We start from the raw sequence: 23,779 nt of genomic DNA, 5'->3' as shown, positions 1-23,779 counted from the left end.
ACAGATATCAATAAATTTTAGCCAGTAAGGAAATAGACTATGCTAGAATCCGACCCCAGGCTAATTTTGGCTTGCAACCAGGAGTTGTTTTACCTCCCCCATGATAACCCTTATTGTTATTGTCTGTGTCGCTATCGGGATCTCTTTTCTCTGTAGTGTATTTGAAGCCGTGCTTCTGTCTGTTACCCCTAGTTATATCGCGACCTTAGAGGAAAACCGCCCCGGTGCGGCCAAGCGTTTGCGTCATCAGAAGGAAAACGTGGAATCGCCCCTTGTTTCCATTTTAACCCTAAATACCATAGCCCACACAGTTGGCGCCGCCGTTGCCGGTGCGCAGGCCGCAAAGGTGTTCGGCGACGAGATGCTTGGAGTATTTTCCGGGGTACTGACCTTTCTAATCCTGTTCTTCTCCGAGATCATCCCTAAGACCCTAGGCGCCAATTACTGGCGCAGCCTGGCTCCGGGTGTGTCGCTGATCTTGCTTTGGATGGAGCGTATCACTAAGCCGCTGATCTGGATGTCGCAGCAGGTCACTCGCAAGCTGGGTAAGGGAGATGATGGTCAATATATTCGCCAGGAGCTGAGCGCCATGGCCAAAATGGGTCACGAGTCCGGCGAACTGGATAAACAGGAATCCATGATCCTGACACAGATGTTGTCAGTAAAAGAGATGCCTGTGACCGCCATCATGACACCAAGAACCGTGATGTTCAGCGTGCCGGCCGAGATGACACTGGCAGAGTTCGCCAAGGCGCATCAAAACAGTCCCTTTACCCGGATCCCGATTTTCGACGGCGATCGCGACAATATCTTAGGTTATGTTAACCGCAACGCCATCCTGCTGTCGGAGCGCGAAACGCCCGAGGCTGCGGTGTCTGTGGTTCGCCGCAATCTGGTTATCGTGCCGGAAACCGCCAAGATTTTGCCCCTGTTCCAGCTGATGATTAAGCGCAATACCAAGATTGCCATGGTGGTCGACGAGTACGGCAGTGCCCAGGGCTTGGTGACACTCGAAGATATTATCGAGTCCCTGCTGGGGCTGGAGATTGTCGATAAAAACGATCCTGTAACCGATATGCAGCAGCTTGCAAGGCGTCTGTGGAAACGCCGTATGACCCATAAGGGAATACGTATCTCGGATGAGGGCTCAGAGCAAATCCAAGATGAATCCAGCTCAGAGCAGCAGGAAAGCCCCAACTCAGAGACTCAGGTTCACCCACAGAATAAAAGTTAGCCATTACGCCTTAGGAATCAAAAATTCAGGTGAGTCAGTCTAAGCTAGGCAAAACGGCGAAGGCCAGTTCAACGAAGGCCAGCTCAACAAATGAGAGCGCACAAAGGGAAGCGAATGCTTCCCTTTTTCATTTAGCCCCTGCTGATGTATACTGCCCAGCCATATAAAAGAGGCCTAGATGACTGTCAACTACTCCCTAAAGCTTGCCCATATCAATGACACCCACTCCCACTTAGATCCATCCCGGGTGCAGTTTATCCTGAGTCAGCAAGATAAAACCTATGAGGTTTACACCCATAGTGGCGGCTGTGCGCGCATCGGCTATCAAGTGGCTAAGGCACGCGCCGAGGCAAGCGCGGCCAAGCAGGATTTTTTATTTCTCCATGGCGGCGACAGTTTTCAGGGCACCCTCTATTTCAGCCAGTTTAAAGGCGCGGCCAATGCCGAGCTGCTTAATCTTCTTAAGCCCGATGCCATGGTGCTGGGCAATCATGAAATCGATGCTGGCAATACGCCGGTAAGAAACTTCCTCGACCTTATTCAATTTCCCCTGCTGGCGGGCAATATGGATCTCAGCGGCGAGCGAAAAGATAAGCCCTCGCCCCTTGTCGGTCATAAAAACCTGCTGGACTACGACAAAGCGCAGCAGATTGCCAAATACCTGCTCAAACCCTTAGGGGATAAGCAGCTAGCGATTGTCGGCATTACCTTAGATAAGATGCACGATATCGCCCGTCCCGATCCGGACACTGGTTTTATCGATGCGATTGAAACAACCCGTAACACAGTCAAGCACTTACATGCCCAGGGCATAATGCATATTCTGGTGCTGAGCCACTTAGGCATAGAGATGGATAGAACCCTGGCACGGGAGGTCGAGGGGATCAGTGTTATCGTCGGCGGCCACTCCCATACCCTGCAGGGTGATTTCAATGCTCTTGGCTGCTCGGCGCTGCCCTATGGCGAACTAAGTGGTCATACGCCGATCCTTCACGCCGGTAAATACGCCGAAACCATAGGCCTGTGTGATATTAAGTTTGATGCCAGCGGCAAGGTCATCAACTTAAAGGGGCATAACTACTTTATGCTCGACAGGCACCTGTTACTTGAGTCTGCAGAGACACTCGCCCCAGATACATACCAAGGCTTGATGACGCAGCTGGAAAACCACCCAGGGATCCTCTGGGATGAACAGGATGATGCCTTAGCAACACTGATTGAAACCAAGTACCACCCAGCCATCACAGCGCTTGAACATCAGGTGCTGGGATTTGTGCCTAAAAACCTCATCCATACCCGCCTGCCGAGTAAAGCCCTGCCCCACGGCAGTGAAATTGCGCCTTGGGTCTGTAAGAGTATTTATCACGAAGCGAATCGTCTTGCTCAAGAGGTCGATTTCGCGCTGCACAATGCCGGGGGCGTCAGACAATCCCTCAATAAGGGCGCTGTGACCATGGCAGATGTGTTAGGTCGCCTGCTCCCCTTCGCCCTGCCACTGGTTAAATACCGTATCAAGGGCGCGTTTCTCTATCAGGCGATAGAGTCTGCAATCAATGGCGCGACCAATAACAGCATTACCGGCACAGGCGCTGGCAGCTTTCCCTACACCTATGGATTAAGGTATTGCTACGATGGACGGCAAAAAATAGGCGAGCGCCTGCTCAAGCTGGAGATATTGCAAGGCGGCGAACTAAGCGAAAAATTTATGCAGGGCAGCTGGATTGAGGTCGCACCAGATGGCTTTTATACTGGCGTGTCATCGGCCTACACAGCCTCAGGTAAGGAGGGTTATCAGGCGCTGCTTAACGCCCAGTGGCAACAGGAGATAAATGAGCTGACTCTGCCGGACGCCTTCATCCGTTTTATGTCTCGTCAGCCAGGATTAACCGGAGAGATAACGCCCCAGGTGGAATATATCAGTCACCTTTGATCGGTACTTTTAATCAGTGCTTTTAGTCAGCTACGTGCCCGCAGCTGATATCTTGGCTGTGTGGCTCTTTGAATGAGTTGTGATCAGGTGGATTCAATTGAATTAGTTAGCCGAGTTATCGCCCTTCGGCGCGGCACTAAAACTCTTAGACAGGTAATACATGTGGAACACTTGGCCGCACTTCTCCTGATAACGGTTGTGATGCAACTTAAAGCCTTGTGCCAGAAACAGATCTTTAGAAAGTTTAGAGGCATCCACCGTCAGTCGCTCAAGCGTCGAGGTTTGCACCCAAGCCTCTAACGCCTGATAAAGGCGGGTCGCGATCCCCTTCCCCTGATAGCCAGGCAGCACATAGAGACTGTCGATATAGCCGCGGCGAAAAAAGTGGGTTTCCATATTGATAAAGCCAATACACAGATATTGATCGTGCAGCATCTGCTCGGTATCCAGCATCAGCCAGGCCTTACTCCTGCTTAATCGCTTATTCCAGTGATAGGTCGAGCGCGGCGCCTGTGACCAGGCATGACGATGCAAAGGGGAATAGTGCATATCATCAATATGATGCACGGCATTATGATAGAGCCGACTGACCTGAGCGGCATAGCGGGACTCAAACGGGATGATCTGGTACATGCCTTAATATGTCGAACCAATACAAGTTGTTATATAAACTCGCCAAATAAAAATAGCGCCGATAATCGCTTATCGGCGCTATTCTAAAACATCTTGTAAACTAACGCATTACTTCTTATCGATGCGACCAACAAAGAGCAGTTCATCGAAAGTGCGGTTAAGGCTCTTGCTGGTAAAATTGTTCATCCACATCTGCTCCTGAACAACCACAGTATCACCCTTGGTCACCTCAATTTGAGGACCCGCCGCCCAGAATGTTTTATCGGCTTCCTGGATCTGCACATAGGTATAACCGCCGGCATTCATCGTCTCTAACACTTTACCTTGATGCACAGTTCCCGCCGCCCAGGCTGTTGAAAATCCTAGGGTTAGAGTAACTAGGGCCAGCATACGAACAAATTTAGCTATCATGGTGATTCCTCAAATAATTCAACGTTACGCACGCATTAAAGCATGCACAGCACAATAAAGCTTCACTCTTTCCCTAACAATGTAAAAGTTTTAGATCAAGCTCTCATTAGCAAAAATTAGTCGGTTTTTTTAGGAACTAATAATGGCTTAAGCATTCCTTCGAGTCCGTTGAGCTTAATCTCATACATCAATGCCAATTGTTGTCCCAGTTTGCCTTCGGGAAACCCTTTGCTGTGAAACCAAACCAGATAAGGCTCGGGCAGTTCAAGTAACTTTCTACCGGCATATTTACCAAAAGGCATTACCTGATTCACCGCATCGAATAACAGTTTCTCATCCATCGCTTTTCCTGTTGATAGCTTTCAGTTGATAGCTTTCAGTTGATAGCGTTAGTCGTAACGCTTGCCGCCTATCATACCCAAGCTAGGGTATTCTGCCTAAAATAAATCAGTTAAGAGCAAAATAATCGATACAAGCGTTTTTAGATTTATTAGTTCTATTAAATCAACAAACTTAACATATTAGGAATAAATATTTCAGCCAAACAGTAAATGATGCCATTTAACTCACTGCACGATTGTCGCCCCTACAAGCGAAGCAAAACATAACCTACTGATAAACACCGATAAAAAATGAAAGCAACTCTGATTTAACAGAGTGTCAACTTTCTGCCAAAAACGCAATTTCGTCAATAAAATGACAAGCGTCACAATCAAAAAAAACGTCAAAATTCATACACTTGACCAAGCAAAAACAAACACCTACATTTGATTTTAATTGGTATTTTGTCCAGTGTAGCGTCAGGTCTTTTACAGCCTTGTTCCCATTAGGGGACAAACCTAGAGGAAGGAGACCCGGGGCAGCAAAATGCCCTATTACAGATCGGCAATACTGACAGTCGAGGGAAAGCAAATGATCATATTAGTTGGCGGTGAAAAAGGCGGAAGCGGTAAAAGCTGTCTGGCTCAAAATATCGCTGTATTTCTTACTGTTGAATGTGGGGCATCTGTCATTATGGTGGACTGCGATCCACAGAGAACCACATCAGACTGGATCCAGGCTCGCAACAATAATGGCCGTCTAGCCAGCATCAATTGTGTACAGCTCTATGGCAAGATCCGTAACGATCTCCTCAGCCTGGAACAACACTATGATTTCGTCATAGTCGACTGTGGTGGTCAAGATAACTTGGCGCTGCGTGCGACCATGTCTGTTGCCAGCCATGTATTGATGCCCCTCAGACCTAAGCGCCGCGACCTGAAAACGGTTAGTCACATGGATGACATAGTGGCCACCTGTATGATGATCAACCCTAAGATGCGCGCATCTTTCGTGATCACTCAATGCCCGAGTCTGCCCAATCAGGCCAACCGCATTATCGAAGCCAAAGAGGTGTGTAAGACCTACGATATCAATGTGCTGGATGCTATCACCTATAGCCGTAACATCTATGATGATAGTGAAGAGTCGGGTCTGTCTGTGATGGAAACTCAGACCAAAGGAAAAGCCGCCGATGAGATCCGTGCCATCGCTTGTGAAATGCTGCAAGCGGCTAATGCCACAGAGATCCGTAATCGTCTTGCCGAAAAACAGCAGATCAAACAGAGGAATAGTTATGGGACTGGCCGACCTCAAGAAAAACTCTACGCAGTCTAGAGCCATGAATGCACCGGCGCAGGTGCAGATGTCGATAGATGAGTTCATCGAAGAGTTTATTGATGATGCCACTCACTATGCTGCTGGTAAGCCTGAGCAGGCACGTCAACTTGCTCAGGTGATCGCGCTGGAAACAGGATTCGATGGATTATTTGAATCGAGATCAAAACAAGATTGCGGTGCGTTTGAGCAAACCGCATTGAATCTTAGTGCAATGGAACAGAGCACTTTTGTGTCTCAACCAAGAAAAGTGATCCCCAAAGGTGACTCGCCCTATCGCAAGGCAACCTTTACCTTAAGTGAATCGGCCATCAGCCATCTTGCCGAGCTGGCCAGTGGTTGTGATATTGCTAAATCGAAATTGATCCGCTTTCTGATCGAACATCATTATTCGCTCAGTGAAGCAGAAAGAAAGCAGAAGGAATCTGCTGTCTGGGTCGATTAGACACGTTAAACGTGCCATCCGGTTTACCCATGTCGCCCTCCTCATTCCCTCAAGCTATTTGTTTTGAGGGAGTTAGGGGGAAAATAGATTTTCATCCTCCCTTCAATTTACGTTTGTACTTTTAGGGTAAGAGATACCGAAAACGGTTTGAGTCTCCATTGTTGTTTAGGGCAGCGCGAAAGCGCAAAGTCAATCGTGCCCCTAAAGCTGTCTGCAAAGTTAACCGCCGATTCAATCTGCGTTTAACAGATAAAAGACACTGATTGTCCCAGGTAAAAAAGGCGTTATGTCCAAACGTTTCTCCAACCCGTTTCTGGCAGCAATGTTATTTAATCAGTAACATTGGCTGCCAGTTTTTTTATCCCCAACCGTTTTCCAATAACCTTACGTTTTCCAATAACCTTAAGTTTCCAAAATCCTGATAGATAAAAGAAATATGTCAGATAAGCGACTAAGCTTTAACTTAATATCATCACGCATTATCATAAACGGCTTGCTGAGGCTAAGCGTCTCACCCGGCAGTGCAAAGTAAATGAAAATCGAATCTCAAATAATCGACAGCAGCACAGGAAAACCCATGAAACTTTATTTTTCGTCCCCTAAGAGAACTGACATATTCAAGCTCAGTGCTTTCTTGCTGTTAACGACCAGTGCCTTTGCAACTCAGGCGACAGAACAACAAGTTGAGCAACAGGCGACATCCAAGGCCAACCAGGCAGCTAATGAGACTGTCAATGAAGCGACAGCAGCCAAGTCGCCAAACAAGCCCTTAAGCGATGAGCAGCAGGCCAATCAGGTGCTCAATAATCTTCATCTCTATGCAGCCAACGCCGATTGGGACAAGTATTTTGGTCTCTATACCAAGAGTGCCATTTTCATCGGCACAGACGCCACAGAGTATTGGAATATGGCGCAATTTGAGCAATACGCCAGACCGACTAAGGGCTGGCACTATACCCTTAAAGAGCGTAAAACCGTGCGCCACGAAAATGTGATTGTTTTCGACGAGCTGCTAGACAGCACTTCCTATGGCTTAAGCCGTGGCACAGGCACCCTGATACTAACTAAGGATGGCTGGAAGATCGCCCAGTACCACTTGAGTTTTCCTATCCCAAATGATCTGGCTAAAAACATCACCCGGCTGATAGAGGCCCATCGCAAGAATAAAGATACCGCACAATAACGAAGTGGAATCATGACTTATAAGAGCCAGAGTAATTAGCTTTAAAAACAAAAGCCCCGCACTGTGCGTAGGAACACAGTGCGGGGAAACACCGCTAGGTGGTAATTGATAAATCTTTAAAACTGCTCCTCTTCTGTCGAGCCGGTTAATGCCGTCACAGAGGATTGCCCACCCTGGATAACATTGGTTACCTTATCGAAGTAACCCGTCCCCACTTCCTGCTGGTGTGCCACGAAGGTGTAACCTTTCTTCGCTGCGGCAAATTCCACTTCCTGCACTTTCTCAACATAGTGTTTCATCCCTTCACCACGGGCATAGTCATAGGCAAGATCGAACATGTTGTACCACATGTTGTGTATGCCAGCTAAGGTGATGAACTGGTACTTGTAGCCCATGTCCGAAAGCTCCTGCTGAAACTTGGCAATGGTGGCGTCATCGAGATTCTTCTTCCAGTTAAAGGAAGGTGAACAGTTATAGGCCAGCAGCTGATCTGGATATTGAGCATGAATCGCCTCGGCGAAACGGCGCGCCTCTTCGAGATCTGGCTTGGCGGTTTCACACCAGATTAAATCTGCATAGGGGGCATAGGCCAAGCCGCGAGAGATAGCCTGCTCGATACCGGCATTCACACGATAGAAGCCTTCTGAGGTGCGCTCACCGCTGATAAAGTCACGATCGTAAGGATCACAATCGGATGTCAGCAAGTCGGCCGCATTAGCATCGGTGCGGGCAATCACTAAGGTCTCTACGCCGCTGACATCGGCCGCAAGACGCGCCGATACCAGCTTTTGCACCGCTTCCTGGGTAGGCACCAATACTTTACCGCCCATGTGACCACACTTCTTCACTGAAGCCAGCTGATCCTCAAAGTGCACCCCAGCAGCGCCGGCATCGATCATGTTTTTCATCAGCTCATAGGCATTAAGTACGCCACCAAAACCCGCCTCGGCATCGGCAATAATGGGCAGGAAGTAATCCACATAGCCTTCATCTTCCGGGTTTAGATTGTTGCTCCACTGGATCTGATCGGCGCGGCGAAACGAGTTGTTGATCCGCTGCACGACCGCAGGCACTGAGTTAGCTGGATAGAGGGATTGATCCGGATACATGGTGCCAGCCAAGTTGGCATCGGCCGCCACCTGCCAGCCAGAGAGGTAAATTGCCTCGATCCCCGCCTTGGCCTGCTGCACCGCCTGACCGCCGGTGAGTGCGCCCAGAGAGTTGACATAACCTTTCTTGGCCGAACCGTTCACTAATGACCAGAGCTTAGCCGCGCCGCGTTTGGCTATGGTATTTTCTGGCACAAATGAGCCACGTAAAGCCACTACATCTTCCGCCGTATAGGGACGACGAACACCGGCCCAACGCGGGTTCTCTGCCCAATCTTTCTTAATCGCATCAATCTGCTCTTGACGCGTACCTTGTGTAGTTGCTTTAGTCATAATCATCTCCATCTATGTTGATATCCAGTGCCAGTCAATACAACATAATTTCAAAGGCGCTAAATCAGGGTTACAGGTTAAAAATTGAGTTTGTTTACATCACTTCTTTATTGGATTAACAGCTGATAGCCGGGCAAGGTTAAGAAATCCACCAATTCATCAGAGGTGGTGATCTCCTCAAGCAAAGTCGCCGCCTGGGTGTATCGCCCCTGAGTGAAGCGCTCGCTCCCCACCTCACTCTCCACATTGGCCAGCTCCTCCGCCAACATATCTCTGAATAGCTCTTTAGTGACCAGCTTGCCGTTAGAAAGCTTCTGCTCATGCTGGATCCACTGCCAGATTGAGGTTCTGGAGATCTCAGCAGTCGCCGCATCCTCCATCAAGCCATAGATGGGCACACAGCCATTGCCTTGGATCCAGGCTTCGATATATTGCAGCGCGATTCGGATATTGAGGCGCATACCCGCTTCGGTGCGCTCCCCCTCGCAGGGCGCGAGCAATTCGCTGGCAAGGATTGGCGCATCCACATCCCGGGTGATGTGCAGCTGGTTCTGATTCTCTTCGCCTATATAGTCGTTGAAGATGGCCATAGCGGTATCGGCAAGCCCAGGATGAGCCACCCAAGTGCCATCGTGACCGTTGCGCGCTTCCAGCTCCTTATCGCCGCGCACCTTGGCAAGCACTGCTGCATTCTGCTCAGGATCTTTTGCCGGAATAAAAGCCGCCATGCCCCCCATAGCCAACGCACCACGCTTATGACAGGTCTTGACCAGCAGTCGCGAATAGGCACTGAGGAAAGGCTTATCCATAGTCACGGCTTGTCTGTCGGGCAGAATCCGATCGCTATAGCTCTTTAATGTCTTGATATAGCTGAAAATGTAATCCCAGCGGCCACAATTTAACGCGACAATGTTTGAGCGCAGTTCATAGAGGATCTCCTCCATCTCGAACACAGCCGGCAGGGTCTCAATCAGGCAGGTGCATTTGATTGTGCCCGGTGCCAAACAGAAACGCTCCTCCACGAAGGCAAACACCTTGGCCCACCAGCGCGCCTCGATATGGCTCTCAAGCTTAGGGATATAGAAATAAGGCCCGCTGCCCTTGGCCAGCAACTGACGGTAGTTGTGGTAAAAGTAGAGGCAGAAATCGAACAGTGCCGCAGGAATCCCCTGACCGTTAAACTCCACATGCTTCTCAATCAGATGTAAGCCTCGGACTCGGCAAATCAGCACCGCAGGATTGTCATTGAGCGCATAATGCTTACCCGTCTCGGGCGCCGTATATTGGATATCGCCTCGCACCGCATCACGCAGATTGAGCTGCCCTTCAATCACTTTCTGCCAGCTTGGAGACAGTGAATCCTCAAAATCGGCCATAAACACCTTCACGTTGGCATTTAAGGCATTAATAATCATCTTGCGATCGACGGGCCCAGTGATCTCGACCCGTCTATCCTGCAGATCATGGGGAATGCCACGAATTTGCCATTCGCCTTCACGAATAGCCCGAGTTTCAGGCAGAAAATCGGGTAACTGCCCAGACTCAATCCGTTGCTGCTTAGCGCGGCGTTTGGCTAACAGTTCTGGCACTTGGCTACCAAATTCCCGGCAGAGCACTTCCAGTAGTGTCAGTGCGCCCTCATTTAACACAGACTCTTGTCCGCTCTGTGTCGACCCCACTATTTGAATGGCGTCTTCTGTTTCTAACCTATTCAGAACAGGTTCCATCATCTCACCCCCAATGATCCACGTTATTGGCTGCACGTTATTGCCACTCTGTCTATACACAGGTTTAATCTCACAGATACTTATATCCACAGATAATTAATCCACAAATACATAATCCAAAGACTAAAACCACTAGGTTTGTGAGCCTCTTCCATTGAAGCCCACCACATTCGTTTTCTCGCTCTACTTTCTCGCTTTATAGATATCACTGAAGACTCAGTTCAAGTCAGGCTAAATCACTCACAGCAACGCAAAGGGCTCAAAGAGAGCAAAGATCACAAAGTGAAAGTACAAAAAACATTCAAATGTATGTTTTCAACGAAACCTACCGACAAATGTTTGCATTAGCAATAGTTCCACCTTGCCATGAAAACACAATCCAGGTGATTTAAGGCTTAAATAAATTGGTAAGACCAACAACAAAAATAAAGATTAAGAGCATAATAAATAAGAATTATTTAAAATAAAAAAATAGAGAAGAATGGAGAGTGTGAAAGTTGTCTGACAATTTACCCAAGAACATCAACAAGTAATTTATAACGTAATTAAAATACTTAATGGAACATTACTTTTACACACAAATAAGAGAAATAGAGTCAAACCCAGCCTGAGACTCGTTTAGGTTAACCTGCAAGTAATGTTAATAATAACTAATTAATTCATATAGATAAACACAACTTCATCAAAAGTTAATTTAAACGACCGTTTTAATGTTACCTTAACGTAAAAGTCACATAAGCGTAATGACCAAGCATGACAAATTAAGATAGTGTTTCTAGATCAACATCAAAAAAAATATTGGTTAAACCTAAAAAAATATTAAAAATTTTTTAAAACGACCTAGCCGTTAAACCTTAAGATCAAACCATAGGCTCAAAGCTTAAGATCAAAACTTGCGATCAAATCTAACAGCTGTAATGCAAAGTCTAAGCAGGTATCGGCAGGTTCGGGAGACGGGGAACGAGGTGCGGGGAACGAGGAACGAGGAACGGGGAACGAGGAACGGGGAACGAGGAGCGGGGAACGGGGAACGGGGAACGAGGAGCGAGGTGCGAGGTGCGAGGTGCGGGGAGCTAAACTAGCTAGCTTCTACTGCTTTAAGGTCTGTATTGGACATCTGAGACTGATATTCAACAACACAGTTTCGACCACTATGCTTGGCGCTGTACATGGCAAGATCGCTGCGCGTCATCAAGGGATCCAGGCTCAGATCGCTAGCCTGATTGCTACAAACACCGAAGCTAGCGCTGACACTTAACTGGGCATATAGAGGCTTACCGCTGATCTGGCTAATAGCCAAGCGGCAACGTTCCGCCAGCTCAATTGCAGCCCGACTATCCTGGTTAGGCAGAAAAATAGCGAATTCTTCTCCTCCCATTCGCACAAACAGGTCGCGACTCCCCAGCAGCGGAGTCACAGCATCTGTCACCCGTTTTAGTACCCAATCGCCGGCGCTATGGCCCAAGGTGTCATTAATCAGCTTGAAATGGTCAAGATCGAACATGATGACACTGTATTCCCCTTGGCGAGCCAGCACATTAACAAACTGATTTTCCGCCAAATCTTGACCTGTGCCGCGATTATAAATACCTGTGAGGAGATCCAGCTGGGAGATCTGCTTATATTTGCGCTTTTGTGAATACATACTCAGGCCAAAAATCAATAACGCCACAGAGCAGCCAAACAGCGCCATCAAGGCCATACTCTGATTATATCGCTCCAGCTCCATCACCTTCTGCTGGGCACTGTATAACGCTCTATCCTTGTTGAGCATCTTGATTTCACGACTCTTTTCGGCGTTTTCAAATTTAGCTACCTGATAGGCGTAAGCTTTCGTTTTGGTTTCATTCAACAGCTGTTCACGATAACGGTCAAATGCTTTCAAATACTCATAAGCCTGCTGATAATCTCCATCGAGATAGGCTAATTCAGATAGGACAAAAACAGCCATTTTCTTATGTTTAACATTACTTTGTATATCTGAAATGCTCATAACCCGGTTAGCAAAATCTTTCGCTTTCGGATAGTCTTTCAAGGCGAAATAGAGCTCAGCTAACAGAGCGTGAATATTATTAATCTCTTCATGGAAATTAAAAGGCTGATAATCGGCTAAGGCGCTATTTAACTGCTCCTCGGCTTGGGCATAATTACCGAGTTTTTGATTCACCATCCCCAGCCCCTTCTCGGACATGGTGGCAATCAGCGGGAGCTGCTGCTGCAGGCAAAAGTCACGGCTTGCGGTGAATCGACTATAAGCCTGCTGATATTGCTCCAGATTAAGGGAAGCAGCCGCTAACATCAGCAAGGCATAGCATTGATTCTTTGGATTAACGTTCCGGCTCAGTTCAAGGGCGGCCTCGGCGTAATGTTCAACTTCCTGATAAGCTTCTAGCTCGAGATAAATATTGGTGAGCCGTAAATAGGCATCGGCTTTAACCTCTACGCCATCCAAAAGCTCTATAGTTGACAGGTTGTTAGAGACCACATCCAGCGCCTTTTGGTACTCACCTATCGCGATATTAGAAGTGGCCTGGTAAAGCGCTATCGAATTGAGTAATGAGGTATCACTGGTTAAGGTCTCGGCATAAGCCAGGTTATTCAGTGCGCTAACATAATCGCCGGCATAAAGATGTAATATGCTACTTAACATCTCTAATCGTGCATATTCATCCTGAGTCAACTGCTTGCGCTCTTGCTTCAGCTTAGCTATCCGATCTGAAGCTTCCTGAGGGGAGGTTTGCAATAGCTGAGTTATTTCATCAAGTTGTTGAGTGTAATTTTCGGCCTCAGCAGCAAACACTGTGGAGAGGCTCCCCACAGTGATCGCCAAAAACAACAAAACTTGATTAATTGCTCTCAAAATAAGGCACTACTCTTTTGGACTGACAATCAATAAAAACGATTTATATTGGCTGGTGTCACCAGACAGCTGTTTAAGTTTAGCTTGGTCACCGCTTAGCACAGCCTGGATCTCCTCTTCAGATAATCCATTGGCCTGCATTACTGCTTGCGGATCCGCTTGATAAGCTTCCATCAGGGCCGCATCGCTTGCCAGCTTCTCAAAAAACTCTCCTAAATTTGCCATACTTTCTCCTTGTTGTCATAGTCTTATATCAAAATTTACTGCTTAAATTCATAGGTATCTATTAACCTAAATCCGCTTCTGTTATACCAAGCTTAGCCAGCACCCTATGATTGACTCCCATCATTTTAGCGGGCGGGATCAACAGGGTCGTTATTGCATTCAATTGTGCAAAGGGTAAGTCACGCAATAAGATAGTCTCAATCCTAGGGGACTGCACGGGTAAATTGACCGCCTCATATAAGATCACCTCATGCTCCAACGGATACCATTGATTTAGGTGCTCAACTAAAATCTGCAATCTGTCTGCATTGGTGTGGAACTCGGTTAAAGTGTGCTCGCCAGCTATGCCTATCTGCCACAGCAGCAGGTGCGTCGAAGGATCGGGAGTGTGATCATAAAACATAAACTGGCTGGCTTCGAAACTTTGATGGCCAGAGCGACCAGGATCGATTCCTAAATCCGCCCAAAGACAGGCCTCAGCCGAAATTCCTGGCTCCATCTGGGCTTGGTAACCCTCTTGCCTCGCCCGTTTAATCGCAATATGGCCGACACAGGCAAACACGCCAGGATGCCCGTAGAGGGCGCAGACGACCCGTTTATTCGCCCTGACCTCAGTTAATATCGCCTCAACCATCTGCTCATAGGACTCACGGCGATTTTTAACCTCACCCTCCTGAGCATAATAGGGCTGCAAGGATCGCACATCGCCATTGAGTTTTTTTAGCCAGTTAAACGCGAAAGCATCTGGCACCAAGGCAAATACCACCTCGGCATTTTCGATATGACTGCGACTGATCACGCTGATCTGCCCTGCTACTGTAAGCCCAGTTCCCACGCAAACTAATCGCCCACTATTTGCCATCAATGTCCGCCACTTTTTTATTGTTCATTATCGACTTAAACCCATGTAAACAAATGTTTTACATTTAACTTAGCACAATTTCCATTGATGAAAACAAGATATCTGTGCTGTTTAATTTTTTGCCTATCTTTTTGTTTCTCTTTTTTGTTTAACTTTTTGTTTAAGCAATCCACTTCACACAAATCCTATTTAATATGCACAGATTATTCCCGCAAGCAGGAACCTTCTTGGCAAGTTGCCTGTCTCACTGAACATTAAAATAACGATTCATCATCCACAGCTTGCTTGAAACACCCATGCTATCGCTAACACAAGCAGAGATTAAAACGCGATAGCGCTTGTTACACACTGATGGCTTGGGTATCATGACCGACAGATTTTTAGGGAAGTAGCGCATTCAATGAGCATAAAAAAACAAAGCATTACTCTATTCGGCGCTGTAGCGCTTTCGCTTTCACTCAGCGGTTGTAGCGTGTTTGACTGGCTGATTTATAAGCCTGATATTCCGCAGGGTAACTACATGGAAAATCAGCAGGTTGAAAAGCTCCGCGTACAAATGACCAAGGAGCAGGTGGAATATATCTTAGGCCGTCCTGTACTGCGTGACAGTTTCGCCGACAACACCTGGTACTACGTCTACCACTACAAGAGTGGCCGCGATGCCAGCATCACCCATAAGGAACTGGTCCTGCGCTTTAACGGTGACATACTCACCAGCGCAGAGGGTGACTATGAGCTGTCGGCAGAATTCTCGACCCCACTGGATCAAAGCAGCCTGCCTGAGCTTTCCAGCCTTAAGAGTGACCAAGGGGATCTGGTGCCACTGAACCCGGAAGTTCGCCCGGATGCCAAGCCTCTAGTCGAAGAGAAAAAGCCAGAAACCTTAAGTGAACAGAAAGAGCCGAAAGAGTAAGTTAGACTCGCTAGCATTCTCCTGGTGGCATTTACTTAGTGGTACTCACACTATGGGATAGATAAAACAAAAGGCTGAAGCACCCGCTTCAGCCTTTTCTATTTACTACAGTTATCTGCTCTGCTCTTTTCTGCAGTTTTTGCCATGAGCTAAGACCTGTTTTGGGCGACGCGCTATACTCGGCCGCCTGTGGTCTTATTGGCACGCCCTTCCTCTTTGGCCTTCTCGGCACGCTTACGGCGCACATCTTTGGGATCGGCAATCAAAGGCCGGTAAATTTCAACCCTCTGTCCCGGCTGCAGCACCTCATCATGCTTAACCGCACGGCTGAAGATCCCAAGCTTAGCTGTCTCTAAATCAATTTCAGGAAAAAAGCGGCAAATATCGCTCTGTTTTACCGCCTCGATACAAGAGGTTCCAGGCGCAACCGTTACTGTGATGCGCTTTTGCTGATGCGGCAAGGCATAGATGACTTCAACTGCAAAATTATCTTGTTCTATCATGAGGATACGACTTCCTTCATCAGAAAATTATTGATAAATCACTTTAGCCCGACTGGTAAAAGCCGTCACCATAGAGGACATCAAATCTTTAAACACCTTACCAAATGCTAAGTCCACAAGAGAACTTGAAAACTCAAAATCCAGTTCGAAATTGACCTTACAAGCATCCTCTGTCAGCTCGGTAAACAGCCACTCGCCGTGGAGATAATTAAAAGGGCCATTTTCCAGCGCCAGCGCAATTCGCTTGCCCGGCACCACCTGATTACGCGTAGTAAAGGTCTTGCTTATCCCCGCCTTGGACACATCTACCGAGGCCACCATAGTCTTACCGTCAAACTCAAGCACTTTACCGCCCACACAACCTGGCAGAAACTCCTTATATGACTCCACATCATTTACCAGCTCATACATCTGCATGGCACTGAAACGAACTAACACACTGCGGGATATCTTGGGCATAGAGCGCTTAACCTGGAACAAAGGACAAAGACAAAATAATCTGTGATATTAACACGGCCTGAAATTAGGATCATCTCTGTGAATCCGCCAACAGAGGTTAAAAAAACGCCAACCCCGCATTCAAAGCCACCAAAAAACACAAATATTACTGCAAGCCAATTCCAAATTGGATAACCGCGCGTATAATAGCCCGCCTATGGCAAAGAAAAACGCAAAAAAATCAAAGAACCCACCAGCGACTATCGCACGTAATAAACGGGCTAACTTCGACTATAAATTCGAAGAGAAATTTGAAGCTGGATTATCCCTGATGGGATGGGAAGTCAAATCGATCCGCATGGGTAAAGTTAACCTATCGGAGAGTTACGTATTCCTGCGGGGCGGTGAAGCCTACCTGTTTGGTTGCACCATCACGCCGCTCAATACCGCATCAACCCACGTGGTCTGCGACCCGATGCGCGATAGAAAGCTGCTGCTGAACCGCAAGGAGCTCGACAAGCTCGAAGGCTTGGTCGAACGCCAAGGCTACTCTATCGTGCCCATCTCAATGTACTGGCGCAAAGGCGCCTGGGTAAAAATCGAGATCGGCCTAGGTAAGGGTAAGAAAGAGCACGACAAGCGCGACGACACCAAAGAGCGCGAATGGAAGATTGAAAAATCCCGTACGATGAAAAATGCGGTAAAACAGTAAAGCATCTGTTTTATTAAGCAAAACGTACGGATAACGAACAAACGATTACCCGCGTAATATTAATCCTTGGTAATAGAGGATATCACGGGTTACAATCGTCACTGTACTTGGGGGCGATTCTGGATTCGACAAGATTCACGAAACCCTAGGAGCATGCCGAGGGGCGGTTGGCCTCGTAAAAAGCCGCACAGTTATAGTTGCAAACGACGATAACTACGCTCTAGCAGCTTAGGCTAGCTAGCCATCTTGCTCACGTTTCTCAAATGGGCAGAGTATTAAGATGGTCACCTTTACATTTGATAGCGAGGGAACCTTGTTCGGGGGTGAACCGCGAAACAGTACCGGACTCGCCTTGTAAAATCCTGTCTTTCGGAGTTTACCGGGTTAACCAAAAGAGAGACTAAGCATGTAGTGCCGAGGATGTAGGTTTTTTGGACGCGGGTTCAAGTCCCGCCGCCTCCACCAACACTAAGAATCAAGACGTCTCAGGACGTCTTTTTTCTTGCTTAAAAACATGTAAATCAATAAGTTACAGTATCACATGGTCTTATAGCGTCTCATGAGAGCGCAGAGGAATGGTATTTCAACTGGTATGCCAAGGATTTTTAGCTTATCTTTGGAATACCAAGGTGCAATACCCCCACATTGAGCGATTGAGAGACTTATGGCCACCAGCACAACTCGTTTAACTGACACTCAAATCAAAAAACAGAAGCCAGGCGCAAAAGACATCGTTCTCTCTGATGGTGATGGGCTTCAGCTACGAGTTCGTAGCAATGGTTCAAAGTTATGGAACTTCAACTATTACCATCCAACTACGAAAAAGCGCGTCAATATTGGGATGGGCCCCTATCCCGAAGTCTCTCTAGTCAAAGCCAGGAAAAAGGTCATTGAATACAGGGAACTTGTTGCTAGTGGTATTGATCCCAAGGATAAACGCGAACAAGAATCATTCAAAATAAAACAAGAGGTTCTATATACACTTAAGAATGTTGCTGCAGAATGGTTGGAAATTAAAAAACATGAAGTGACTAAAGATCACGCTCAAAAGACCTGGCAATCGTTAGCAAGACACGTCTTTCCAGATCTTGGCGATACACCCCTTATCAAGATCTCGGCTCCTAATGTCATCACTCTATTCCGTCCTATAGAAGCTAAGGGAAGTTTAGAAACTGTAAAACGACTCAATCAAAGGCTTAACGAAATCATGAACTACGGAGTTAACTGTGGCTACATTCCCACAAACCCGCTAGTAGGGATTCGTGCAGCATTTAAAAAGCCTAAAAAAGAACATATGGCCACGCTAAGCCCAGAGGAGCTACCTGATTTAATGCGAGCGCTTTCACAAGCTTCGATTAAACGTGTAACTCGATGTCTGATTGAGTGGCAGTTGCACACTATGACACGTCCCTCTGAAGCAGCAACAGCACGTTGGGCAGAACTAGATCTAGAAAAGCTAATCTGGACTATTCCAGCTGAAAAAATGAAAAATAAACTAGAACATTTGATCCCGATTACGCCACAAATGCTTGGAGTACTGGAGGCTGTAAAGCCCATTAGCGGCCATAGAGAATACATATTTCCTGCTGACAGAGAACCTAAAACTCACTGTAATACTCAAACGGCTAATATGGCGTTAAAGCGTATGGGATTTCATGGAAAGCTAGTAAGCCATGGGCTTCGCTCACTAGCTAGTACCACTCTAAACGAAAAGGGCTACAACTCTGATTGGATAGAATCTGCATTATCTCACGTAGGCGCTAATGAGGTGCGTACAGCATATAACCGTGCTACATATCTAGAACTTAGACGTCCAATGATGTGCTGGTGGAGCGAACATATCGAGGATGCCTCAAAATCAGCCACAACACTTAATGGAATAACTAATCAAAAATCTGAAATTTAAGTTGAATGATACTAAGCATCAAAATGTTGCTCTCCAATACCGACCACATGGAGCCTGGCTTGCTTCTAGAGCGTATATAACAAGGATATTTAAGCATTAAGCTAAACGTATGGACTGAGTCTTATGGACAAATTAAACAAATCTTTGTTAACTCACTTTTTTATTAACAAAGACAAACTTTTAGATTGTTTGCTTAATTCAAAAAATCAGATAAGGAGGATTAGCGTCCGTATTGAAGAGACTGTAACATCTTTCCTATCTCCAGGCGTTGTACCACATTACAGTTTAAAGCTTGCCTGTAATTCTCTAAGCAAAGTGAAGGTATCAATGCATGGCACAGAAAATTCAGCACAAATATTCGGTACTTTTACTTTTTTAGTTCCTTCAACTATTAGTGACTCATGAGACACAACAGTCGCGTCTAAAACTTTAGCCTTTGCAATAATCCAAGGATCGCCTTTGGCTAAAAAATTATCACGGTTAGCTTGGTTGTAACTACCAGCCATCACCTGTGAAACAATTTGAGCAAAAACAGCTTGTGTGGCGCTATCATCATTACTCATGAAGTGACCAGGGCGCAGTTTAACCCATTCCGCCAAATCATCATTACCATCTTTTAATTCGCGGCCAATCATGGCGATACTGCCAACTATCCCATTTGCAAATTGCTTGTCCAACCAATCCCAATAAGCCGGACAAATATCCATACCGTAATATTGGTTTTTAGCCTGAATATATGTGTTAGCATCTAGTAAGTATTTCAAAAGCCAAATTCCTTAGCAAATTTAGGAATTTGAGCAGGTTTCATATTACCTAACAAAAATCCAGCATCTCGCATTAACATTTGCCCACTCATAGCCTGCTGTATAATCGCTTTAGAAAAAGACTGGCTAATTTGACTTTTTTTGGTCCTATAATAAGTTGGACCACCATCACCTTTATTTTTATTGATAGCCTTTTGAGTGGCAATATAATTACTATATTCATACTCGGTAATAAAACCAACGGTGAGTGCCCTGCGAGCTAATACCCAAGTGCTGACGTGAAAGTGTGCTTCTAAAGGTCCCAAATTATCTTGCCAGCTTTCACAGCCATTCTGCCACAAAGCAACAAACTCATGCTCTGGCACTAAAAACTCTGCGGCAACGGCGTTACAAAATACCTCTTCCTGCCTGTGGTTTTGAGTATTGCCATCAGAGACCCCAGATTTACCAAGCCAAATATGACACAGCTCGTGTATTAGCGTGAATAAGCGAGCGCCTGGAGCATCTGCATGATTAACAAATATAATTGGCGCATAATCATCAGAGATTGCAAAACCTCTAAACTCAGACACCAACAAAGGCCGAGTAAAGTGTCCTAAATCAGATTGGCGCATAACCAAAATGCCAACAAACTCAATTTTACTAACTAAATCACGATAGTAATCTACCCATTTGCCGCGGCTAGGGTGCTCGGCAACCCCCAACTTTTTCCGCATATCTGCAACAACCGCTTGTTTGCCATCTTTTACAGAAAAGCGACCGACTACTTGGCAAGGTTCCGCTAACTGTTGTTTTAAATAATCCTTGTACCAAGCTTGGCGTTCCTGCATAAGTTTAACTATGTCAAGAAGCTCTGCACTTGGCCTAAATACACCTTCACCACCTAGTGTACGTAAGTCAGGAATTGGTAGCTCGTCAGCTGGGGGGGTTGGTAAAAATAAGTAACCAAATGGAATATGAGCCTTATCTGCAAAAGTCATTGCTTGATTGAAAGTAAGCGGGGCTTGACCAGCTTCCCATTCTTCTAAACGTTCTGGCTTAATACCACACTTCTTCGCAAATTCAGGCACAGCAAAGCCAACACGCTCACGTGCCCACTTTAACATTTTTGTATTAATATTTGCCTGTGCCATGAATTTCCACGCTATATATCTTGTTTCTAAAGTAAAGTTTTGCTTAACAGAGATAATTGTACACTAATCTTGTTTACTAAACATCGTTATAAAGAGCTCCAAAGAATTAGCTTCTTTCACTGCATCATGCGGGATGAGTAAGTATTTCCAAGGCTTGCCACCGTGCTGTGCAAGGTATTCACTGGCATGGTTACACCACTTCACACCGCTGCGGGCTTTTTCGGTGACTTCCTCATTCCAACTGCCGTCTTGGTTTTGATGTTGGGTACTTTTGGTTTCAATCATCAATACACAGTCGGTGGTTTCAGCAACGAAATCCGGCACGTATTCAGGATGCTCGCTACCGCGTTTGTAATACATCTTGAATTGCCCTTTGGCGGGCTTAAACCACTTCTCGCAATCACGCTCCAAGATCACCGCAAAACGGCGCTCAGTGTCTGAATCAAACTTTTGCAGCGGGTATAAACATCGGCTAAAGCCGCCAAAGAGCATTTGTTTGATGCGACTGACATCGCGCACGGTATCACGGTAGTTTTGCACCGGCTGGTCTTGCGCTATGGTGTAAGCGCAGTCACGTAAGGTGCTAAAGCCACTGCGTACATCGACCACGTACTCGGTTGCTTCTTCAAAGAAGTGGTTGTTTAGTTGCGCATGAATTAACTTCGCAATTGCATCACTTTGGTTTTGCAGAATATTCTCAACCACATCGTCGTCGTTTTCAGTCGACAGTGTATTGACTGCTTGAGTGGCTAGGTCAAACAAGAGTTCAGCTTGCTCGTCGTAAGGAATATCGTCGTAGTCGAATAGCTTCTTCAAAATGTAATTCTGCTTCACCGGCTCGTAGTTACCTGAATCTCCTTCGCCACGAATGGTTTGGTGATTGTCTTGCAGGCTTTGTTGGATCAGCGTTCGGTCGATAGGTTTTAAACCTTTGATTGCAGCAATGTCTAAATCAAACGGATGATAACCGGTACGTACTTCACCAGATGGAGAAACAATAATACGAGGAATATCTATAGTGTTATCCACCGTGAGCTTGGTGACTTGCTCAACAATCGCCGCAATATCCACCGATTCTTCAGTAAATAGCTCCCGTTGCTCTTGGGTTAACTGAGCTTTTACTTGTTCGGTGATCTGTGCTTTTACCTCAGTCGTTAACAGCGCTTTACTGGTTGGCGCATCGGTAGGGCGCGTTTGATATTGCTTGATCACGTCCAATGCAGCGCGGGCAACGGTTTGTTGGTTCGGCGTGGTATAAGCGGCTTTAGGTTCTTGTACCTCACGGTTACCATCCGCACCTGTTGCGGTTACACCTGAACCAGTAAGTTGCTGCTCTAGGTTCGATTTCACCTGCACACTTTGTTTGGTTACATCGTCTTCTGGGCGATCTAATACTCGCGTTTTCAGGCGCAGTGGGTTATTCGGGTCGTTAGCCTCATCAACAATTTCTTGGAATTTGTCGTGCGCGACAATACTTAGCGTATCAACGGCTTCAACACCTGTACGTTTACCATAAGGTAAACGCAAACCACGGCCAATTGACTGCTCAATTAAGGTTCTGGCATTAGCTGCGCGCAATGGCACAATGGTGTACAGGTTGGTGACGTCCCAACCTTCTTTTAGCATGTTAACGTGTATAACAATCTCGGTAGGTTCATCCACATGTTCAACATTAAGCAGCGCCTGAATGGTTTCTTCTTCTTTTTTGCTGCTATCAACCTGAATTACTTTACCGCGATAGCGCCCTTCAAATACGCTTTCAAGCTTAGTTAAAAGTTCCGCGGCATGGGTGGTATCACGGGCAATCACTAACATAAAGGGCTTAACTAGCTTGGCATCGTTTTCATGTGCGTAAGTAGTTAAATCCACTTTGGTTTGCTCATGCAAACGAATACCGTCCATTAACTTAATGGTTTCTAGTTCATCTTTATCATATTGGCTGGCATCAAAGTTACGCTGAGTAACGACAGCAGGCTCTTTTACAAAACCATCGTCCATGGCACAGGCTAGAGGATAATCAATCACCACATTTTTAAAGTGCACTGGGCCACGACTTGATTCGGTAAAGGGTGTGGCCGTAAGCTCCAAGGCGAATAGCGGATTAAGCTCATTGAGCGCACGCATACCGGCATCGGCACGATAACGGTGCGATTCGTCCATCAGCAGCACTAAATCGGGTAACTTTGATAAATGCTCGAAGTAGCTTTCACCTAATACTTCGGCAAATCTTTTTATTCTTGGAGCCTTACCGCCGCGCACTTCGGTATTAATTTTGGCTATGTTAAAAACATTGATATCTATCGAGCCAAAGAGAGTACCTCCTCTTAAGTTCAGACGTTCGTAATTATCACCTGTAATTACCCTAGGTGCGTCTAGCGCGAAGTCCATGATCCCTTTAAACACATACTTAGGCGAAGCGGGCGAAAAATCGCTGATCAGCTTTTCATAAATCGTCAGGTTTGGGGCCAACACAAAGTAGTTGCGAATGCCATGTACCTGATACAAATAGGTAATAAAAGCCCCCATCAAACGGGTTTTACCTACACCAGTTGCCAAGGCAAAACACAGTGATGGAAAGTCGCGTTCAAAATCACTGAGCTTAGGAAACTGCGCTTTTAGGGTTTCTAATAATTCTGGCACATCGCGCTTAGGGTCCAGTAGTTTGTTCTCTGAGGTACTAATTGCCACTGCTAAAGCGCGCAGCGAGTCTTGCTGCGGTTGGCGTAAACTTAAACGGCTAATAACGTTATTAATGGCACGTATTTGCTCGGGTTTTAAGCTTGATAAATCCATGGTCATTAT

At 46.4% G+C, this 23,779-nt stretch carries 21 protein-coding genes and 1 other RNA gene; 9 read left to right on the top strand and 13 right to left on the bottom strand.

Annotated features, from left to right (window positions below; translation table 11 throughout):
• Positions 1 to 100: 100 nt before the first annotated feature.
• Together LZP69_RS08550 and LZP69_RS08545 are read left to right on the top strand one after the other, a co-directional pair.
• Positions 101 to 1,234 (top strand): CNNM domain-containing protein, encoded by a 1,134-nt coding sequence (locus LZP69_RS08550; RefSeq protein WP_234199854.1) that lies wholly within the window; start codon positions 101 to 103, stop codon positions 1,232 to 1,234.
• A 178-nt stretch (positions 1,235 to 1,412) separates the two neighbouring features.
• Positions 1,413 to 3,164, top strand: a complete 1,752-nt coding sequence (locus tag LZP69_RS08545; protein ID WP_234199852.1) for a bifunctional metallophosphatase/5'-nucleotidase — start codon at positions 1,413 to 1,415, stop codon at positions 3,162 to 3,164.
• Between the two features lie 102 nt (positions 3,165 to 3,266).
• Here LZP69_RS08545 and LZP69_RS08540 read toward each other — a convergent pair whose 3' ends face one another.
• From LZP69_RS08540 to LZP69_RS08530, 3 genes are all read right to left on the bottom strand, one after another.
• Positions 3,267 to 3,797, bottom strand: coding sequence for a GNAT family N-acetyltransferase (locus LZP69_RS08540; RefSeq protein WP_234199850.1), 531 nt, complete (start codon positions 3,795 to 3,797; stop codon positions 3,267 to 3,269).
• A gap of 108 nt (positions 3,798 to 3,905) precedes the next feature.
• The gene (locus LZP69_RS08535; protein ID WP_234199849.1) at positions 3,906 to 4,208 is read right to left on the bottom strand and encodes an NrfJ; all 303 of its coding nucleotides are present in this window, start codon (positions 4,206 to 4,208) and stop codon (positions 3,906 to 3,908) included.
• A gap of 116 nt (positions 4,209 to 4,324) precedes the next feature.
• Positions 4,325 to 4,549: a DUF3820 family protein gene (locus LZP69_RS08530; protein WP_234199848.1), complete on the bottom strand. Its 225-nt coding sequence runs from the start codon at positions 4,547 to 4,549 to the stop codon at positions 4,325 to 4,327.
• Between the two features lie 571 nt (positions 4,550 to 5,120).
• Between LZP69_RS08530 and LZP69_RS08525 the strand changes: the two genes are divergently transcribed.
• From LZP69_RS08525 to LZP69_RS08515, 3 genes are all read left to right on the top strand, one after another.
• Complete coding sequence (locus LZP69_RS08525; protein WP_234199847.1) at positions 5,121 to 5,864, top strand: AAA family ATPase; 744 nt, start codon at positions 5,121 to 5,123, stop codon at positions 5,862 to 5,864.
• On the top strand, positions 5,824 to 6,309 hold the full coding sequence (locus LZP69_RS08520) for a CopG family transcriptional regulator (RefSeq protein WP_234199846.1): 486 nt from the start codon (positions 5,824 to 5,826) through the stop codon (positions 6,307 to 6,309). Before LZP69_RS08525 ends, LZP69_RS08520 begins: the two co-directional genes overlap by 41 nt.
• Positions 6,310 to 6,886: 577 nt before the next feature.
• A complete protein-coding gene (locus LZP69_RS08515; protein WP_234199845.1) occupies positions 6,887 to 7,492 on the top strand; it encodes a nuclear transport factor 2 family protein in 606 nt (201 codons plus the stop codon).
• 116 nt (positions 7,493 to 7,608) lie between these two features.
• On the opposite strand, the gene aceA is transcribed toward LZP69_RS08515, so the two are convergent.
• From aceA to LZP69_RS08490, 5 genes are all read right to left on the bottom strand, one after another.
• Positions 7,609 to 8,934 (bottom strand): isocitrate lyase, encoded by a 1,326-nt coding sequence (gene aceA / locus LZP69_RS08510; protein WP_234199844.1) that lies wholly within the window; start codon positions 8,932 to 8,934, stop codon positions 7,609 to 7,611.
• 107 nt (positions 8,935 to 9,041) lie between these two features.
• Positions 9,042 to 10,661, bottom strand: coding sequence for a malate synthase A (aceB, locus tag LZP69_RS08505; protein WP_442800674.1), 1,620 nt, complete (start codon positions 10,659 to 10,661; stop codon positions 9,042 to 9,044).
• A 1,078-nt stretch (positions 10,662 to 11,739) separates the two neighbouring features.
• Positions 11,740 to 13,479, bottom strand: a complete 1,740-nt coding sequence (locus LZP69_RS08500) for a diguanylate cyclase (RefSeq protein ID WP_234199841.1) — start codon at positions 13,477 to 13,479, stop codon at positions 11,740 to 11,742.
• Between the two features lie 51 nt (positions 13,480 to 13,530).
• Positions 13,531 to 13,746: a hypothetical protein gene (locus tag LZP69_RS08495; RefSeq protein WP_234199839.1), complete on the bottom strand. Its 216-nt coding sequence runs from the start codon at positions 13,744 to 13,746 to the stop codon at positions 13,531 to 13,533.
• 61 nt (positions 13,747 to 13,807) lie between these two features.
• A complete protein-coding gene (locus LZP69_RS08490; RefSeq protein ID WP_234199838.1) occupies positions 13,808 to 14,608 on the bottom strand; it encodes an SAM-dependent methyltransferase in 801 nt (266 codons plus the stop codon).
• A gap of 400 nt (positions 14,609 to 15,008) precedes the next feature.
• On the opposite strand from LZP69_RS08490, the gene bamE reads away from it, so the two are divergent.
• Positions 15,009 to 15,521: an outer membrane protein assembly factor BamE gene (gene bamE / locus LZP69_RS08485; RefSeq protein ID WP_234199837.1), complete on the top strand. Its 513-nt coding sequence runs from the start codon at positions 15,009 to 15,011 to the stop codon at positions 15,519 to 15,521.
• 173 nt (positions 15,522 to 15,694) lie between these two features.
• On the opposite strand, the gene LZP69_RS08480 is transcribed toward bamE, so the two are convergent.
• Together LZP69_RS08480 and LZP69_RS08475 are read right to left on the bottom strand one after the other, a co-directional pair.
• Positions 15,695 to 16,024 carry an RnfH family protein gene (locus LZP69_RS08480; protein WP_234199836.1) on the bottom strand — a complete coding sequence of 110 codons (330 nt, stop codon included), beginning with the start codon at positions 16,022 to 16,024 and terminating at the stop codon, positions 15,695 to 15,697.
• A 27-nt stretch (positions 16,025 to 16,051) separates the two neighbouring features.
• A complete protein-coding gene (locus LZP69_RS08475) occupies positions 16,052 to 16,483 on the bottom strand; it encodes an SRPBCC family protein (RefSeq protein ID WP_234199835.1) in 432 nt (143 codons plus the stop codon).
• A gap of 196 nt (positions 16,484 to 16,679) precedes the next feature.
• On the opposite strand from LZP69_RS08475, the gene smpB reads away from it, so the two are divergent.
• The 3 genes from smpB (at position 16,680) to LZP69_RS08460 (ending at position 19,080) form a co-directional block, all read left to right on the top strand.
• The gene (smpB, locus tag LZP69_RS08470) at positions 16,680 to 17,174 is read left to right on the top strand and encodes an SsrA-binding protein SmpB (protein WP_234199834.1); all 495 of its coding nucleotides are present in this window, start codon (positions 16,680 to 16,682) and stop codon (positions 17,172 to 17,174) included.
• A 109-nt stretch (positions 17,175 to 17,283) separates the two neighbouring features.
• Positions 17,284 to 17,639: a transfer-messenger RNA gene (ssrA, locus tag LZP69_RS08465) on the top strand.
• A gap of 199 nt (positions 17,640 to 17,838) precedes the next feature.
• Entirely contained in the window at positions 17,839 to 19,080 is a 1,242-nt protein-coding gene (locus tag LZP69_RS08460; RefSeq protein WP_234199833.1) for an integrase domain-containing protein, read from the top strand.
• A gap of 278 nt (positions 19,081 to 19,358) precedes the next feature.
• On the opposite strand, the gene LZP69_RS08455 is transcribed toward LZP69_RS08460, so the two are convergent.
• From LZP69_RS08455 to LZP69_RS08445, 3 genes are all read right to left on the bottom strand, one after another.
• Positions 19,359 to 19,844: a DUF4411 family protein gene (locus tag LZP69_RS08455; protein WP_234199832.1), complete on the bottom strand. Its 486-nt coding sequence runs from the start codon at positions 19,842 to 19,844 to the stop codon at positions 19,359 to 19,361.
• Positions 19,841 to 20,977 (bottom strand): XRE family transcriptional regulator, encoded by a 1,137-nt coding sequence (locus LZP69_RS08450; protein WP_234199830.1) that lies wholly within the window; start codon positions 20,975 to 20,977, stop codon positions 19,841 to 19,843. The genes LZP69_RS08455 and LZP69_RS08450 overlap by 4 nt, the downstream gene beginning before the upstream one ends.
• Before the next feature lie 63 nt (positions 20,978 to 21,040).
• A complete protein-coding gene (locus LZP69_RS08445) occupies positions 21,041 to 23,776 on the bottom strand; it encodes a DEAD/DEAH box helicase (RefSeq protein ID WP_234199828.1) in 2,736 nt (911 codons plus the stop codon).
• Positions 23,777 to 23,779: the final 3 nt, after the last annotated feature.

The sequence above is a fragment of the Shewanella sp. AS1 genome (genome assembly GCF_021412565.1).
Lineage (GTDB): Bacteria > Pseudomonadota > Gammaproteobacteria > Enterobacterales > Shewanellaceae > Shewanella.
Note: the sequence above shows the minus strand (reverse complement) of the source record. Positions and strands in the feature narration are given on the sequence as shown.

Coding starts and splice junctions, on each gene's coding strand:
- LZP69_RS08550 (WP_234199854.1), top strand. CDS start 101: ATGATAACCCTTATTGTTATTGTCTGTGTCGCTATCGGGATCTCTTTT.
- LZP69_RS08545 (WP_234199852.1), top strand. CDS start 1,413: ATGACTGTCAACTACTCCCTAAAGCTTGCCCATATCAATGACACCCAC.
- LZP69_RS08540 (WP_234199850.1), bottom strand. CDS start 3,797: ATGTACCAGATCATCCCGTTTGAGTCCCGCTATGCCGCTCAGGTCAGT.
- LZP69_RS08535 (WP_234199849.1), bottom strand. CDS start 4,208: ATGATAGCTAAATTTGTTCGTATGCTGGCCCTAGTTACTCTAACCCTA.
- LZP69_RS08530 (WP_234199848.1), bottom strand. CDS start 4,549: ATGGATGAGAAACTGTTATTCGATGCGGTGAATCAGGTAATGCCTTTT.
- LZP69_RS08525 (WP_234199847.1), top strand. CDS start 5,121: ATGATCATATTAGTTGGCGGTGAAAAAGGCGGAAGCGGTAAAAGCTGT.
- LZP69_RS08520 (WP_234199846.1), top strand. CDS start 5,824: ATGGGACTGGCCGACCTCAAGAAAAACTCTACGCAGTCTAGAGCCATG.
- LZP69_RS08515 (WP_234199845.1), top strand. CDS start 6,887: ATGAAACTTTATTTTTCGTCCCCTAAGAGAACTGACATATTCAAGCTC.
- aceA (WP_234199844.1), bottom strand. CDS start 8,934: ATGACTAAAGCAACTACACAAGGTACGCGTCAAGAGCAGATTGATGCG.
- aceB (WP_442800674.1), bottom strand. CDS start 10,661: ATGGAACCTGTTCTGAATAGGTTAGAAACAGAAGACGCCATTCAAATA.
- LZP69_RS08495 (WP_234199839.1), bottom strand. CDS start 13,746: ATGGCAAATTTAGGAGAGTTTTTTGAGAAGCTGGCAAGCGATGCGGCC.
- LZP69_RS08490 (WP_234199838.1), bottom strand. CDS start 14,608: ATGGCAAATAGTGGGCGATTAGTTTGCGTGGGAACTGGGCTTACAGTA.
- bamE (WP_234199837.1), top strand. CDS start 15,009: ATGAGCATAAAAAAACAAAGCATTACTCTATTCGGCGCTGTAGCGCTT.
- LZP69_RS08480 (WP_234199836.1), bottom strand. CDS start 16,024: ATGATAGAACAAGATAATTTTGCAGTTGAAGTCATCTATGCCTTGCCG.
- LZP69_RS08475 (WP_234199835.1), bottom strand. CDS start 16,483: ATGCCCAAGATATCCCGCAGTGTGTTAGTTCGTTTCAGTGCCATGCAG.
- smpB (WP_234199834.1), top strand. CDS start 16,680: ATGGCAAAGAAAAACGCAAAAAAATCAAAGAACCCACCAGCGACTATC.
- LZP69_RS08460 (WP_234199833.1), top strand. CDS start 17,839: ATGGCCACCAGCACAACTCGTTTAACTGACACTCAAATCAAAAAACAG.
- LZP69_RS08450 (WP_234199830.1), bottom strand. CDS start 20,977: ATGGCACAGGCAAATATTAATACAAAAATGTTAAAGTGGGCACGTGAG.
- LZP69_RS08445 (WP_234199828.1), bottom strand. CDS start 23,776: ATGACCATGGATTTATCAAGCTTAAAACCCGAGCAAATACGTGCCATT.